The sequence below is a fragment of the Achromobacter sp. ACM05 genome, assembly GCF_019218915.1.
In the GTDB taxonomy this organism is placed as follows: domain Bacteria; phylum Pseudomonadota; class Gammaproteobacteria; order Burkholderiales; family Burkholderiaceae_B; genus Achromobacter; species Achromobacter animicus.
The window spans coordinates 414027-427338 of the sequence record NZ_JAHUWQ010000003.1; the positions used below are offsets into that span (position 1 = coordinate 414027).

A 13312-nucleotide genomic window follows, 5' to 3' on the forward strand; every position below is an offset into this window, starting at 1 on the left:
TAACGATTGATTTCTGATTTTGTCGGATTATATCGCCCTGAAACGTCTTGATTTTGACAAATCCGAACCATAAGATGGGTTCCATGCCATCCGTTATGTTGGCTACCAAAGTCGCCCAGCCCAAACGTCCCGGTTCAGCTTCATTAGATATTCCGGGATATGCGGACCACCCCCGCAGGGCTGGATAAAAAATAGTCTTCAGCACAGCGAAGATCCCTTCTAGGCCCGTCGAAAAACCGGGAGGACACCATGGCCAAGATGGTCCTGATTGAAGCTCATCCGCTACTGCGGTTGGGTTTGTGGCAGATTCTTAGCAAGTTGGATGATGTGTGGGAGATCGAGGGGATGGGCCTTGCGGACGTGTCCAAGGCCGACGGCGTGCACGCGGGCGCCGATCTTCTGATCTATGGTTTGCCAGTGGATACCGATGAAGCATGGAGCGCGTTGCACGAGATTCAGCGCGTTCTGACGCCCAAGCGGATTCTGCTTTTGACGGACGTCATGCCCTTGCCCATGCCGGTGCAAGGCCTGCCTGGCGCCAGCGTGTACGGTTGCCTGATGAAAACGGCCTCGGTCGAGATCCTCGAGGCCGCCATCCGCCTGGTGATGGCGGGCGGGCAATGCTTCCCCAGCGAACAGGCGCTGCAGGCTCCGGCCTCCACCGTATGCGCCTTGCCGTCGCGGGACGCGGAAGAAGCCGGCTCGAAGGGCACCATGCCCGTGAGCGCGGGGGCACAGCTCCTGCAGATCACGCCGCGCCAGTACGAAGTGCTGGTGCTGCTTGCACGGGGTTATCCCATCAAGACCGTCAGCCGGATGTTGAACATCTCGGTGGCGACGGCCAAGACGCACGCGTGCACGCTGTATCAACGCCTGCATGTCAAGAACAAGGGCGAAGCCGTTTACGCGGCGCTGCAACGCGGTGCGACCTTGGAATGGCATGAACCGAACGGGCGCGAAGTGGATGCCGGGCAGATCTATGGGCGCAAGCTCGGTTGAGTCAGGTTTGCGCTGCCTGCCCGGCAGCAGGAACGCCCAGTTCCAACGCTGCCGGGGTTGCGCATAGCCAATACGGCTAAGGCATAGAAAGCAGGTGTTCGGGTTGCTGTCACCTCGCTTTCCGCCACCAATCATCCTCCTGAACGAGATTCAGCGAACGTAGCCGCTGATAGCATGAGTTGTGTCCGCAAGCATGGATTGATAGGGCGAATCACTTAGTCTCGCCACTGCAATCCCAAGGCTGCGGACAGGATTCCCTTGAACCTGGCGACGCGCGTGAACCCGCGCCTTGCGCGGCGTCGCGCCAGCGTCATGGGAGCCGTAATGGGCCATGCGTCACAAGGTTCTTCCCGGGATGACAACCGTACTGATCGAAGACTACGCTCTGCTTCGTGTCGCAATTCAGCATGTGCTGGAACGTGTGCGCAACGCCGACGATATCCTGGCCATCTCGCCAGCTCACCTTCTCAATATGTCCAGCTCGATCAACAAGCCAGTGGAGTTGCTGGTGGTCGGTTGCAGCGGCACTGCGGAGCAGGACATCGGGCTTCTTTCCCAGGCGATGGCGTTCTTCATGCCCAGGCTGGTGCTGGTGCTGTATTCGGCGATGGACCAGAGCGTCATGGCCGCGTGTGCGCGCGCCGGCGTCGCGGGCTATCTGCCCAAGGCGTCCAGCCCCGACGCGCTGGCCGCGGCCGTCAGCCTGGTGATCGCAGGCGGCGAATGCTATCCCCAACCCGCAGGCAGGCCGCCCAGCACGACACACGCGTCCGTGCAGGAGCTGCGTGAACTTACGCAGCGGCAGGAGGAAATCCTGCAGCTCCTTGTGCAGGGTAAGACGATGCGCGAGATCGGCCAGCAGGTCGGCATCTCGGTCGCCACCGTCAAGAGCCATGCGCGCACGCTGTACTGGAAGCTCAATGCGCGCAACCAGGCCGAGGCCGCGTACATTGCGGTGCAGATGGGGTTGGTGCGAAGCTCGAATGGGCAGCCCGCGCCCGGGAAGGGCGAAGCGGGTTGATGTGATGACGCGAGTCAGGGCCTGTGCGGGTGGCGATGCTGCCTGCACGGGCCCTGCTTTTTTTGGGCGCGTGAAAGTTATCGCAATAAAAGTCGTTCGTTGAGCGTTGCGTCATCGGATGCTGTGCCACTGAGCATTACAACGGCGCGTGGCGAAACCCGGCCACCACCAAAGCGAACGTCTTGCGAACCCGATCGAGTGCTCAGCTGATGCACTTCAGAATCATACGTGTCTGATAGCCAACCCTGAGTTGGCGTGACGTAATGGCCGGGCGAGACGACCCGTTCAATGGCGTCCCACCCGCCAACACCTGCGCAAGGCCGGCACCGCCATCCTCGCATCTCCTCCTCAATCGCCTGACAGCCCAAGTAATGCGAACCAGCAAGCAAATCCGGCAGCCGCGCCCGTCGTTTAGAGAAATCCAGAAAAAATGGCGGATCTTTCGCTTCGCGAGCACGTTGTTGCCTCTGGTGCCAGACCCGAAGGATCCCGCCGCCATAGAGGCGACGCGGATCAACGAGCATTGCATCGAGGTCATCTCCGATTCGCTGAAATCCGAAGGTCATAGCTTGATGCTTCAAGTTTTCACGCTTATTGGACTGCTCGTATTCTTTTCTGCAGTGATCGCAGGCGTTGACAATGGGTTCGGGTTTATTTGGCTGGCCGTTCTAGGCCTTCCGGCCATAGGGCTTATGGTGTTTTTTCTTTTTTGTGTCTTGGGACCGCGCTTCCGATACCGGTGCTCGAAAGTTCGGTTCGACCGCCGTAGCCGCTGCGCCTACTACGTCCCCTATCCCGAAGAAAGCCCGGATGAAATATGGGAACTTGACTGGGATCAGTTGCAGGGCATTTGCTGGTCAACAGGTCAAGCGCAACCTTATCTTTACCTTGTGGGCTACACCCGCAACTTGCCTGCACCTCAATTGGTCAAGATACCCATCATGTCTAACGAGAAGATTTATCCAGATCATATCTGGGCTTGGCTCAATCGTTATATGGCTAAGGTTGAAGGCCTGCCCCCACCAAAGATTGTTTCGCTCCCTCAAAGCCCGAGAGACGTACTCCTGCGCTACGGTGGACATTGGATAATTAGGTCCTTCACCGCAAGGAAGTGGCGGCGATGGTCGCCGCTGATGATCTGGGTGGATTTGGCGATTCTGCTCGTGTTCATGCCGTCCATGGCCCTGCCGCATCTGATCATTCTCCAGTATCCGGAGATTGAATTTCCGGAAGAGAACAATCGACGGTGTGGTTTTTCTACCGCCTAATCAGGGAGTGGCTAAGCAAGGCGACGCTGTCCATGCTGTTCCGCGCCCGCCATGCATGCGCCCATTCCGGCCCCCCCTTCAAACATCCCCCTCACTCGCCCGCGTCCCCGCCGGCGCTCCGCGGCCCTTGCTCTTCGCAATCGCCATAAACTCCCGCTCCGCCGCACCTAGCACCGCGTCCACATGCAGATGCGCCATCGCATACTGCCGTGCCGCCGCGCCCAAAGTTTCGCGGATTTGTGCGTTATAGCTGAGCTTGCGCACCGCCTCGGCCATCGCCACGGCATCCTCGGGCGGTGTCAGCAGACCGCACCGCGAAACCACACTGGCAAGCTCCGTACCGCGCGCCGCGCCGCAGACCACCGGGCGGCCGCTGGCCAGCATGCCGGTCAGTTTTGAGGGCATCACCAAGTCGGCGGCGCCGGCGCGTTGGGGCAGGAGGTGGATGTCCGCGGTGCCCAGCAGCGCGCCCAAGCGTTCCGCAGGCTGCAGATCCAGAAAGATGACGCGCGTCAGGCCGCGGCATTTTTCCTCCAGCGCCGCGCGTTCCGGGCCCTGGCCGCAGAACAAAAACCACAGGCGGTCCTCGCGGTTGAGACGCCGCGCCACGTCCGCCAGAATCTGCAGACCCTGCTTGCCGCCCATGTTCCCCGAATACAACGCAACGATGGCGTTATCCGGAATGCCGAGCTGCGCACGGTAATCGCCGCCTTCGGCCAGCGGCGTGATGGCGTTGACATCGATCCAGTTGGGCAGCAGCACCGCACGGGCGGGATCGATGCCTTTGGATAGCGCCAGATCCAGCATCCGGTTTGAAATCGTCGACACGCGATCGAACCGGCGCATCAACCAGCGCTCGGCGCGCTTGACCATCGATCGCAAGGCGCCGCCCTTCAGCAGCCCCAGCTCAAACGCCGCGTCGACCTCGAAGTCCTGGATGTGCAGCCAGGCGCGCGCGCCGGTCAGGCGCGCGGTCAGCCATGCGGCCGGGGCGCAGAAGAGGGCGGGTTCGACGACCAGGATGATGTCCGGGCGGCGCATTGCGGCGCGCAGCAGCGACGGCAGGCTGGACAGCGCGAAGCTTGCCAGGTGCACCAGGCGCTTGGCGCCGCCAGGTCTTTCGGGCACCCACAAGGGCGCGCGTCGCACGGTCACGCCGCGGCGCGTTTCCTTGGCATAGCGCGAGCCGCGGTAGCCCTCGTGCACCTTCCATTGCGGGTAGTAGGGCGGGGCGGTGACCACACTGACTTCGTGCCCGCGCGCGGCCAGCCATTCGGCCAGTTCGGCGGTGTACTTGCCGGTGCCGGTCAGTTCGGGCGCGTAGTTGATGCCATAGATGAGTATTTTCATGTTGGCGTGGCGGTGCGGGGCCGGATGGGGCGGCACGGGTTGCCGTGGCAGACCATTGCGGCCGGCATGTTGCGGAACACCGAGCTGCGTGCGCCGATGACCGCCTCGCGCGCGATCGTCACGCCGGGTCCGACGAACACGTCGGTCGCCACCCACGCGCCGTCTTCGACGTGCACGGCGCGTTCACGCAGCGGGAAGTCGGGCCGGCCGGCGTCGTGGTCCGCCGCGCACAGATAGCTGCGCTGGGACACCACGGCGTGCGCGCCGATGTGGATGGGGCCCAGGCTGTAGATCACGGCGTCGTCACCGATCCAGGCGTAGTCGCCGATTTCCACTTTCCAGGGATAGGTGACCGTGGCCGTGGGCCGGATCAGCACCTTGTGGCCCACGCGCGCCCCGAAGCACCGCAGCAGCCAGCGGCGAAAGCCGTAGGCCACCTGCGGCGACCAGCGAAAGAGCGTGCCTTGCACCATCCACCACAACTGCACGGTCAGCGCCGAACGCCCGCGCTGACCCGGCGCCAGCGCGAACTGGTCCAGGCGTTGCAAGGTGCTCATTTGGCCGCTCCCGCAACGGCATCGCGCTGCGACGCGGCCTCGCTGGCCCGGCGCGCCTTCAGGATTTCTTCGGTCTTGATGCGGATCTGCCAGTAGTACATGGCGCGTGCGACGGCGTAGTCATAGCCCGCCTTGCCGTCCAGGAAGCCCAGCTTGAAGACGTAGGAATGCAGAAACGAGATGGGCGCCTTGAACGGCATGGCCTGGAAGATTTTCTTGAGCAGCGCGCGTCCGCCCACATTGGCTTCGCGCGGGTCGTTCATCAGGCCCTTGGTGCGCAGGTTCGCTTCCCAGTCCGAATAGCGGTTGTGCTTGTCGAAGTAGTGATAGAGCGAATCGTGGTCGTTGTGCACCATGCGCTGGCGCAGCGCGAACGTTTCGCCCTGGACCTGCGGCTGGTAGTGGCCCTCGACCTCCCACATGTTGGCGACGTCCAGGTCGTCGTAGTCCAGGAAGCGCGAGCGGTCGCGCGCCAGCAGCGCCAGCTTGTAGACGCGGTGGCCGTGTTCGAGCTTCTTGCCGCAGAACACGTAGTCGAACGGCACAAAGGCGCCGCCCGCGCCGGCCGCAAAGCGCGGCAGCACCTCGCGGATCTCGGCGGCGAGGCTTGGCGTCATTTCTTCGTCGGCGTCGACATACAGGACGACGGGGTGCGAAAAAGGAAGCTGCTCCAGGCACCACTGCTTTTTCTTCGGATACTTGCCGTCCCAATTGAAGTTCGACACGTGCGCGCCCATCGCCGTGGCGATCGAGCAGGTCGCGTCCGTGCTGTTGGAGTCGACGACAAAGACCTCGTCGAACTCCACCAGCCCCTTCAAGCACTTCGCGATGTTGCGTTCCTCGTTCTTCGTCATCACCACGACGGATACCGGTATCTTCTGCATGATGCTGTCCTGTTCAGGGCGTTCCGCGCTGCATGAGCGGGCGGAAGAGATCGATGACGTTGCGGCAGTGCCGCTCAAGGGAAAAGGCGTCCGCGCGCTCGGGGCCCTGGGCCGCCAGCTTCTCGCGCATCTCGCCGTCGTAGGCCAGGCGCCGCACCGCCTCGGCCAGCGCCTCGGCGTCGCCGACCGGCACCAGCAGCCCGTAGCGGCCGGCGTCCAGGATCTCGGCCGGACCATGCGGGCAGTCCGTGGAGATCACGGGCACGCCCAGGCACAGGGCCTCCACCAGCACGTTGCCGAAGCTCTCGCGCACGGAGGTGAGCGCAAAGGCGCCGGCGCCGGCGATGACCGGAAAGGGGTTGTCGATATGGCCCGCCAATGTGACCTGCGTGCGCGATGGCCTGTCGTCGATGCGCTTTTGCAGGGCGGCGTGCTCGGAGCCTTCGCCCAGGATCGTGAATGCGATACGCGGGTCGTCCAGCAGCGCGGCTGCGTCGATCAAGGTGGCATAGTCCTTCACCGCCTCGAGCCGGCCCACGGCCACCACGTGATAGGGCGACTCGCCACCGTCGTTCAGCTTGGGTTGCGCGCCTTGCCGGCGCACGTTGTCCAGCGGCACGCCGTTGTAGATGGTGTGGACCTTGCCGCGCAGCGGCGGGAACATGCTGACCAGGTCTTCCTTCACGCCGCGCGACACGCCCACCACGGCGTCATGGCGCCGGTAAGTCTGGCTGACCAGCCAGCACTTCAGACGGCGCATTTTCGATGCGCCGTAGTGGATGGCCGGGCTGCTGTGCTCGAAGGCCACGGTTCGGAAGTTGCCGCGCAGGACCTTCTTGGCCAGCACGACCAGCATGTTGCACAACAGACCGTGCGAGCAGACGATGGCGGGCTTTTCGCGGCGGATGTGCTGCAGCAGCTTGAAGAACGCCACGGGCAGCGCCAGCCGCAGCTTGGTTGGGGACTCGATGATCGGAAATGCGCGGGTGACCTTGGGATTGGCGATGGGATACTCGCGATTGCGCGAACGCAGCAGGAACAGGGCGGAGTCCACCCCCTGTTCCGGCAACGCATCCACAATGAAGGCGACGCATCTTCCGACGCCGCCATGCAAGTCCGGTGCGACAAACAAGACATCAGACATGGGGTATTACTCGCGTGGGTGGCGCCCGGCGCACGATATCCGGGCGAGGGCTGGGAGCGGGAGATTCTTGGCGAGGCACGGGCATGATCTGTGCATTGCGCATCAGCGACAGGCAATAGCACAGCAGGAAGCCGGTAAACGCGGTCTTGGGCGCATAGGCCAGACCGCCGGACATCGAGTCGATGAAGATGTAGATGGGCGCGGTGGCGAGCAGATATCGCCGGTGCATCTCCAGCCCGGGATGGGCGTAGCGCCGAAAGAGCGAGAACAGCAGGATCAATAGTGGCGGCAACATGATCATGATCGTGCCGACCACGCCGAACTTCATCAGGTAGAAGGCCCATGAGTTGTGCGCGAACGTGCTCAGCTCGAAGCCGTTTTCGCCCATCACCCAGCTGCGAAAGCCCGCGCCCTTGCCGAACACGGGGCTTTCCGCGAAGAACTGCATCTGGCCCTCCATCTCCTGGACGCGCGCGCCGTAGCTGGAGTCTTCGTCCAGGCGCTCGACGCTGAAGATCCGATCGGTCAGCACGTCCAGATAGCCGATGGCGCCGAAGATCAGCACCCCGGCCACGGCCGCGGGCGCGAAGATCATCACGGCGCGGCGCCGGATGTCGGCGCTGCCGGCCAGCAGCACGGCGATGATGACGGAGATCGCCAGCTGCAGGTACTGGCTGCGGTTCAGCGAGAACACCAGCGCCATCACCATGTACAGCGTCAACATGTAGGCCTTGGGGCCCGATACGTTCAGCGTGCGGCGAAAGTACAGCAGTGATACCACGCCCATCGGGATCGCCCACACGCCCAGCCGCACGTTGCGCAGGGGATTGGCGACGCTGAAGCCGGCCGCCTGTTCCACCAGCATCAACGTGGCAACCGCCAGGCTCGCCGCAACGATGTACTTCTGCAGGATCGCATAGGCGTGCGGACTGTCGATGTCCTTGTAGCAAAGGAACGGCGTGCAAAGGAAGTAGAAGACGATGCGCAGGTCGCGCGCGACGTCGCCGGTCTCGATGCCGGGGTGATGGCTCGACACCACCAGCAGATAGATCACCGAGATTGCCTGGATGCCCAGCAGCACCCCCAGCGCGCCGCGCGGGAACGCGTACGCGCCCGGGTCGGCCAGCCGGAGCGCCTTGACGCCCAGCATGGCCACGAACAGCAGGTCGAAGGGCGAGAGCTTGAAGCTCCCTACCCCGATGACGAACCTGTCGTCGTTCAGCGCCAGCGCGGTGAAGACGAACAGGCCCAGGAGGTGCAGGGTGGAAAGCCGGCGCGTAGTCATTGCAGTTCCGTATCAGTGTCGGTCCGGCCTAGTGCGCGGCCCAATCGTCGCGTCCGAAGATCTTGGTGGTCAGCTTTTCCAGCAGATACGTCAGATCGCCCTGGCGTGCGTGCGCGGCGACTTTCGAGGCGCGGCAGGACAGTTCGAACAGCTTGCCCAGACCCGGTTCGGTACGCCGGATGCGGCTGACGATCTGTTCGCGCTCTTCCAGCAGCACGTCCTGCATCAGTGCCGTCTTGGTCTCGTCGTGAGCGGTGTAGACACCCAGTGCGTCCGGCACGATCAGGTTCTTGCCTTCGCGCAGCAGCCGGCTCCACAGCTCCAGGTCCATGCAGTAACGCATGCTTTCCTGCAGCAGGCCGTACTTGCGCAGCAGGTCGCGGCGGAAGATGGCCGACTGGTTCGGGATCGAGGCCTTCACCACCGTCAGCGTGCCGCGGTTGACGGGCGTGTAGTGGATCTTGCGGAAGATGTGGTTGTTGGCATCCGCCACGAACAGGTTGCCGCTGACGATCGGCGCGCGGCCCTTGGCGGCGGCCGTGCCCAGCTTGCGCAGCGCGCCCGGGAAATACAGGTCATCCGAGTTCTGCCAACCGACGTAATCGCCCGTGGCGCGTTCGAAGCCCTTGTTGATCGCGTGCGACTGGCCGCGGTCCGGTGTGCTTTCCCAGTAGGACAGGTAGCGCTCGTACTTCTTGATGATGTCCACGCTGCCATCCGTGGAGCCGCCGTCGATGATGATGTATTCCAGCCGCGGATACCCCTGGTTCAGCACGGACAGGATGGTGCGCTCCAGGAACTTGGCCTGGTTGAACGAGGGCGTCACGATCGTCACCTTGGGCAGCAGGCCGCTGGCGATGGGCGCTGGCGGACGGAGCTCGCGGACGAAGTCGATGAGCTGGCGTGAATACTCGTTGTGGCGCTTGCGCATGTAAGACCTCAGCATGTTGGTTATCGGGTGGCCGCAGGCATGGCGCCCGGAAACTCGGGGCGGGATTGACGGATGGCGAGGGCCACGCCGGCCAGCGTGATCGCCGCGTAGGCCATGCGGCCCCAGGCTGCGGCGTGTTCCCCCGCCACGTGAACCAGTCCCGCCATGACGCACAGCATTGCCAGGCCGCCCAATCCGTTCAGGATCGCGACGGCGCGGGAATTGCCGAGCCCCAGCAGGGAGAAATGCGCCGCAGCGTTCAGGGACAAGAGGCCCGACGCCACGATCAGCAATTGGAATGTGCCCAGATGGCCGCCGGCGACGTTGTCGCCCAGCAGCACGTTCAAGAGCGGCCGGCTGACCGCCAGCACTGCCAGCGTGGCGCCGGCCGACAGCGCCAGGTTCCACAGCATCATGCGGCGGATCTCGCGTTCGGCCGCGCCCGGGTAGGGCGGCGAGACCGACAGGCGGGTCACGCGCGGCATGGCCTTCTGGAAGATGGCGACGGACGCGGTGTGGATGATCTGGCCCACTTGCACGCCCACGGTATAGATCGCCAGCGCCGCCGGCCCCATCAGGCTGCCGACCAGCACGCGGTCGACCGAGCCGAAGGCCAGCGCGCTCAGGCTGTTCAGCCACGACCAGCGCGAGAACCGGAAGGCGGCCATCATGGCGCCGCGATCGCGCACGGGCCGCACGATGTAGCGGTCGTAGGCGCGCGAGAACACGCGCATCTTGACGCTGCCCGCGATCAGGAGGCCCAGCGCCTGCGCCAGTCCCGTCCACGTGGGCGAGGCGGTGTACCAGGCGGCCGCGCACGCGAGCGCCATCGTGCCCGTGCGGCTGAAGACCTCGCACAGCGCGGTGGCGCGAAAGTCCTCGCGCCCCTTCAGGCAGCCGGAAAAGAGCTGGTCATACTGCTGCGTGAGATAGATGGCGAGCGCCGGCATGGCCAGCATCGTCACCGCCACGCCGCCGAATGTGGCTTCTGGCCAGCCCAACCCCACCACGCCCCACAGCAGCACGGCAGCCAGGGTCACGACGGCCAGCGCACAGCCGATCAGCGACATGCTGACGCCGGCCGCGCGATAGGCGCCGCCGGGTTCGTGCGCGCTCTCGGACACCAGCTTGGTCGCAGTCACCGCCGCGCCCAGGTTGGCCGCGTTGCCGAAGCCGGCCAGCGCGATGATCATCGAATACTGGCCGAAGCCGACCGTGCCGAGCTGGCGGAACAGGATCGGCAGCGCCACCAGCGCCGCGACGGGACCGATGCCGTACTCCACCAGCCCCCAGAAGGAGGCATTGCCGGCGATGTGTTTCTTCACGAATCCAAGCATCGGTAACCCTGTCTGTCATGCTGGCGCGGCCGTCAGGCCACCGGCAGCGCCTGTTGCGTGCGCTCGCGCAGGAAATGGCCGTAGGCCAGCGTGATGCCGTGCGTCAGAGAGATCTCCGGCCGCCAGCCCAACGCCTGCACGCGCGACGAGTCCATCAGCTTGCGCGGCGTGCCGTCGGGCTTGGAGGTGTCGTAGACGATCTTGCCCTCGTAGCCGATCACGCGCGCCACCAGCTGCGCCAGGTCCGCGATGGAGATGTCCTGGCCGGCGCCGATGTTGTAGATGCCCTCGGCGTCCGGATGCTCCATCAGCATGACGCTGGCCTGCGCCAGGTCGTCCACGTACAGGAACTCGCGCAGCGGCGACCCGGTGCCCCAGATCGTCACGCTTTCCGCGTTGGCCTCGCGGCCCTCGTGGAACTTGCGGATCAGGGCCGGCAGCACATGGCTGCTGTGCAGGTCGTAGTTGTCGTGCGGGCCGTACAGGTTGGTGGGCATGGCGCAGATGAAGCGCGCGCCGTGCTCCCGCTGATAGGCCTCGCACAGCTTCAGGCCGGCGATCTTGGCGATGGCGTACGGTTCGTTGGTGGACTCCAGCGGACCGGTCAGCAGCGCGTCCTCGCGGATGGGCTGCGGCGCCTCGCGCGGGTAGATGCATGACGAACCCAGGAACAGCAGCTTGCGCACCCCGGCCGCATATGCGGCGCGGATCACGTTGCACTGGATCATCAGGTTCTTGTACAGAAAATCCACCGGATGCGTCTGGTTGGCCAGGATGCCGCCCACCTTGGCGGCGGCCAGGTACACCACGTCGACCGGCGTGGTCGAAAAGAAGCGGTGCACCTGGTTCTGGTTTTCCAGGTCCAGTTCCGCGCGGCTGCGGGTCAGCACGTTCTCGTAGCCGCGCCGGTGCAGTTCGCGGGTGATCGCCGCGCCCACCATCCCGCGGTGGCCGGCGACGAAAACGCGTTGGTCCAGGTTCGTCATGGCGGGCTACTCCTTGTAGGCGTAGATTTCGTAGCCGTTCTGTTCGACCAGCGCATCGCGCCGCGCGTCCTTCAGGTCCGCCTCGACCATCTCCTTGACGAGCTGCGCAAACGTGGTGCGGGGCGACCAGCCGAGCTTTTCGCGGGCCTTGGTGGGATCGCCCAGCAGGGTCTCCACTTCAGTCGGACGGAAGTAGCGCGGATCGACGCGGACGATGACCTGGCCGGCCTTGACGTCATGCACCGGCGAGAACAGCACCGTGGCCGTCTCTTCCAGGCCTTCGCCTTCCCACGCCAGCAGGATGCCCAGCTCGCGCGCCGCGGTGTTGATGAACTCGCGCACGCTGTACTGCATGCCGGTCGCGATGACGTAGTCTTCGGGCGTGTCCTGCTGCAGCATCAGCCACTGCATTTCGACGTAGTCGCGGGCGTGGCCCCAATCGCGCAGGGCGGACAGGTTGCCCAGGTACAGGCATTCCTGCAGCCCCAGCACGATGCGCGCCAGGCCGCGGGTGATCTTGCGCGTCACGAACGTTTCGCCGCGCTTGGGCGATTCGTGATTGAACAGGATGCCGTTGCAGGCGTACATGCCATAGGCTTCGCGGTAGTTCACGCTGATCCAGTAGGCGTAGAGCTTGGCGGCGGCGTAGGGGCTGCGCGGGTAGAAGGGGGTGGTTTCCTTCTGCGGCGTTTCCTGCACCAGGCCGTACAGCTCGGACGTCGACGCCTGGTAGAAGCGCGACTTGTTTTCCAGCTTCAGGATGCGGATGGCTTCCAGCAGGCGCAGGGTGCCCAGGCCGTCGGCGTTGGCCGTGTATTCCGGTTCCTCGAACGAGACGCCCACGTGGCTTTGCGCGGCCAGGTTGTAGATCTCGTCAGGCTGCACCGACTGGACGATGCGGATGAGGCTGCACGAGTCCGTCATGTCGCCGTGGTGCAGGACGAAATTGCGGGGCTGGTCGTGCGGGTCCTGGTACAGATGGTCGATCCGCGCGGTGTTGAACAGCGAAGCGCGCCGCTTGATGCCGTGGACCTCATAGCCCTTGGCCAGCAGAAGCTCCGCCAGATAGGCCCCGTCTTGGCCAGTTACGCCGGTAATCAGTGCCCGTTTTGGCATGGTTGTGTCCTTAAGACTTAGTGACTGCACGAAAGGAGCCGATGGCTGCGTTACCAATGTGCAAAGAGATTACTGTTGCACCAGCCGCTGAGATATCGGCCAAAAGGTCTAAGAGTTCAGCCTCTCGGTAGGGAAAAAGGGACTGGATGGATTCGTCCACCACTCCCAATGCGGTAACCGCCAGCATGGCCACCAGCGCCGGGCGCCGGTTGACCGATACGTAGATCAGCCCGGTCAGGAAGGCGTAGGCGGCCAGATGCAGCCGCTTGTCGCCAAAGGCATCGGACATGTCCGCCGCCAGCCCGGGCAGGTTGCCCACCGTGATCAGAACGATGAAAAAGAGGGCCGCCACGGGCAGGCAGATCTTGGCCATGCCCGGGCGCCAAAAGGGAACCCGCTCCGGCTCTTCGCCGCCGGGCCGCCCCAAGGCGAAG

The 13312-nt window shown here is 64.1% G+C and carries 13 protein-coding genes; 3 read left to right on the plus strand and 10 right to left on the minus strand.

Annotated features, from left to right (window positions below; genetic code table 11):
* Positions 1-249: 249 nt before the first annotated feature.
* From KW836_RS20405 to KW836_RS20415, 3 genes are all read left to right on the plus strand, one after another.
* The gene (locus KW836_RS20405) at positions 250-999 is read left to right on the plus strand and encodes a response regulator transcription factor (RefSeq protein WP_175138027.1); all 750 of its coding nucleotides are present in this window, start codon (positions 250-252) and stop codon (positions 997-999) included.
* Between the two features lie 355 nt (positions 1000-1354).
* Positions 1355-2020 (plus strand): response regulator transcription factor, encoded by a 666-nt coding sequence (locus KW836_RS20410; protein WP_191575823.1) that lies wholly within the window; start codon positions 1355-1357, stop codon positions 2018-2020.
* A gap of 371 nt (positions 2021-2391) precedes the next feature.
* Positions 2392-3288 carry a hypothetical protein gene (locus KW836_RS20415; RefSeq protein WP_218344593.1) on the plus strand — a complete coding sequence of 299 codons (897 nt, stop codon included), beginning with the start codon at positions 2392-2394 and terminating at the stop codon, positions 3286-3288.
* Between the two features lie 78 nt (positions 3289-3366).
* On the opposite strand, the gene KW836_RS20420 is transcribed toward KW836_RS20415, so the two are convergent.
* Genes KW836_RS20420 through KW836_RS20465 form a run of 10 tightly spaced genes read right to left on the minus strand, consistent with a single transcriptional unit; the run spans position 3367 to position 13251 of the window.
* On the minus strand, positions 3367-4638 hold the full coding sequence (locus KW836_RS20420) for a glycosyltransferase WbuB (RefSeq protein WP_218344594.1): 1272 nt from the start codon (positions 4636-4638) through the stop codon (positions 3367-3369).
* Positions 4635-5195, minus strand: coding sequence for a putative colanic acid biosynthesis acetyltransferase (locus KW836_RS20425; RefSeq protein WP_218344595.1), 561 nt, complete (start codon positions 5193-5195; stop codon positions 4635-4637). The genes KW836_RS20420 and KW836_RS20425 overlap by 4 nt, the downstream gene beginning before the upstream one ends.
* The gene (locus KW836_RS20430) at positions 5192-6079 is read right to left on the minus strand and encodes a glycosyltransferase family 2 protein (protein WP_175138034.1); all 888 of its coding nucleotides are present in this window, start codon (positions 6077-6079) and stop codon (positions 5192-5194) included. Before KW836_RS20430 ends, KW836_RS20425 begins: the two co-directional genes overlap by 4 nt.
* Before the next feature lie 13 nt (positions 6080-6092).
* Positions 6093-7223 carry a glycosyltransferase gene (locus KW836_RS20435; protein WP_218344596.1) on the minus strand — a complete coding sequence of 377 codons (1131 nt, stop codon included), beginning with the start codon at positions 7221-7223 and terminating at the stop codon, positions 6093-6095.
* Positions 7216-8508: an O-antigen ligase gene (locus KW836_RS20440; protein WP_175126166.1), complete on the minus strand. Its 1293-nt coding sequence runs from the start codon at positions 8506-8508 to the stop codon at positions 7216-7218. The genes KW836_RS20435 and KW836_RS20440 overlap by 8 nt, the downstream gene beginning before the upstream one ends.
* A 28-nt stretch (positions 8509-8536) precedes the next feature.
* On the minus strand, positions 8537-9454 hold the full coding sequence (locus KW836_RS20445; RefSeq protein ID WP_224776689.1) for a glycosyltransferase family 2 protein: 918 nt from the start codon (positions 9452-9454) through the stop codon (positions 8537-8539).
* A gap of 5 nt (positions 9455-9459) precedes the next feature.
* Positions 9460-10764 (minus strand): lipopolysaccharide biosynthesis protein, encoded by a 1305-nt coding sequence (locus tag KW836_RS20450; protein ID WP_239213175.1) that lies wholly within the window; start codon positions 10762-10764, stop codon positions 9460-9462.
* 44 nt (positions 10765-10808) lie between these two features.
* The gene (locus tag KW836_RS20455) at positions 10809-11762 is read right to left on the minus strand and encodes a GDP-L-fucose synthase (RefSeq protein WP_175126164.1); all 954 of its coding nucleotides are present in this window, start codon (positions 11760-11762) and stop codon (positions 10809-10811) included.
* Positions 11763-11768: 6 nt separating this feature from the next.
* Positions 11769-12878, minus strand: a complete 1110-nt coding sequence (gmd, locus tag KW836_RS20460) for a GDP-mannose 4,6-dehydratase (protein ID WP_175126163.1) — start codon at positions 12876-12878, stop codon at positions 11769-11771.
* A 10-nt stretch (positions 12879-12888) separates the two neighbouring features.
* Entirely contained in the window at positions 12889-13251 is a 363-nt protein-coding gene (locus tag KW836_RS20465; RefSeq protein ID WP_175138037.1) for a VanZ family protein, read from the minus strand.
* Between the last annotated feature and the right edge of the window lie 61 nt (positions 13252-13312).

Excerpts from the sequence above, each read along its gene's own strand:
- KW836_RS20440 (WP_175126166.1), bottom strand. The coding sequence starts at position 8,508 with ATGACTACGCGCCGGCTTTCCACCCTGCACCTCCTGGGCCTGTTCGTC.
- KW836_RS20435 (WP_218344596.1), bottom strand. The coding sequence starts at position 7,223 with ATGTCTGATGTCTTGTTTGTCGCACCGGACTTGCATGGCGGCGTCGGA.
- KW836_RS20455 (WP_175126164.1), bottom strand. The coding sequence starts at position 11,762 with ATGACGAACCTGGACCAACGCGTTTTCGTCGCCGGCCACCGCGGGATG.
- KW836_RS20420 (WP_218344594.1), bottom strand. The coding sequence starts at position 4,638 with ATGAAAATACTCATCTATGGCATCAACTACGCGCCCGAACTGACCGGC.
- KW836_RS20445 (WP_224776689.1), bottom strand. The coding sequence starts at position 9,454 with ATGCTGAGGTCTTACATGCGCAAGCGCCACAACGAGTATTCACGCCAG.
- KW836_RS20430 (WP_175138034.1), bottom strand. The coding sequence starts at position 6,079 with ATGCAGAAGATACCGGTATCCGTCGTGGTGATGACGAAGAACGAGGAA.
- KW836_RS20465 (WP_175138037.1), bottom strand. The coding sequence starts at position 13,251 with ATGGCCAAGATCTGCCTGCCCGTGGCGGCCCTCTTTTTCATCGTTCTG.
- KW836_RS20410 (WP_191575823.1), top strand. The coding sequence starts at position 1,355 with ATGACAACCGTACTGATCGAAGACTACGCTCTGCTTCGTGTCGCAATT.
- KW836_RS20415 (WP_218344593.1), top strand. The coding sequence starts at position 2,392 with ATGCGAACCAGCAAGCAAATCCGGCAGCCGCGCCCGTCGTTTAGAGAA.
- KW836_RS20405 (WP_175138027.1), top strand. The coding sequence starts at position 250 with ATGGCCAAGATGGTCCTGATTGAAGCTCATCCGCTACTGCGGTTGGGT.
- gmd (WP_175126163.1), bottom strand. The coding sequence starts at position 12,878 with ATGCCAAAACGGGCACTGATTACCGGCGTAACTGGCCAAGACGGGGCC.
- KW836_RS20425 (WP_218344595.1), bottom strand. The coding sequence starts at position 5,195 with ATGAGCACCTTGCAACGCCTGGACCAGTTCGCGCTGGCGCCGGGTCAG.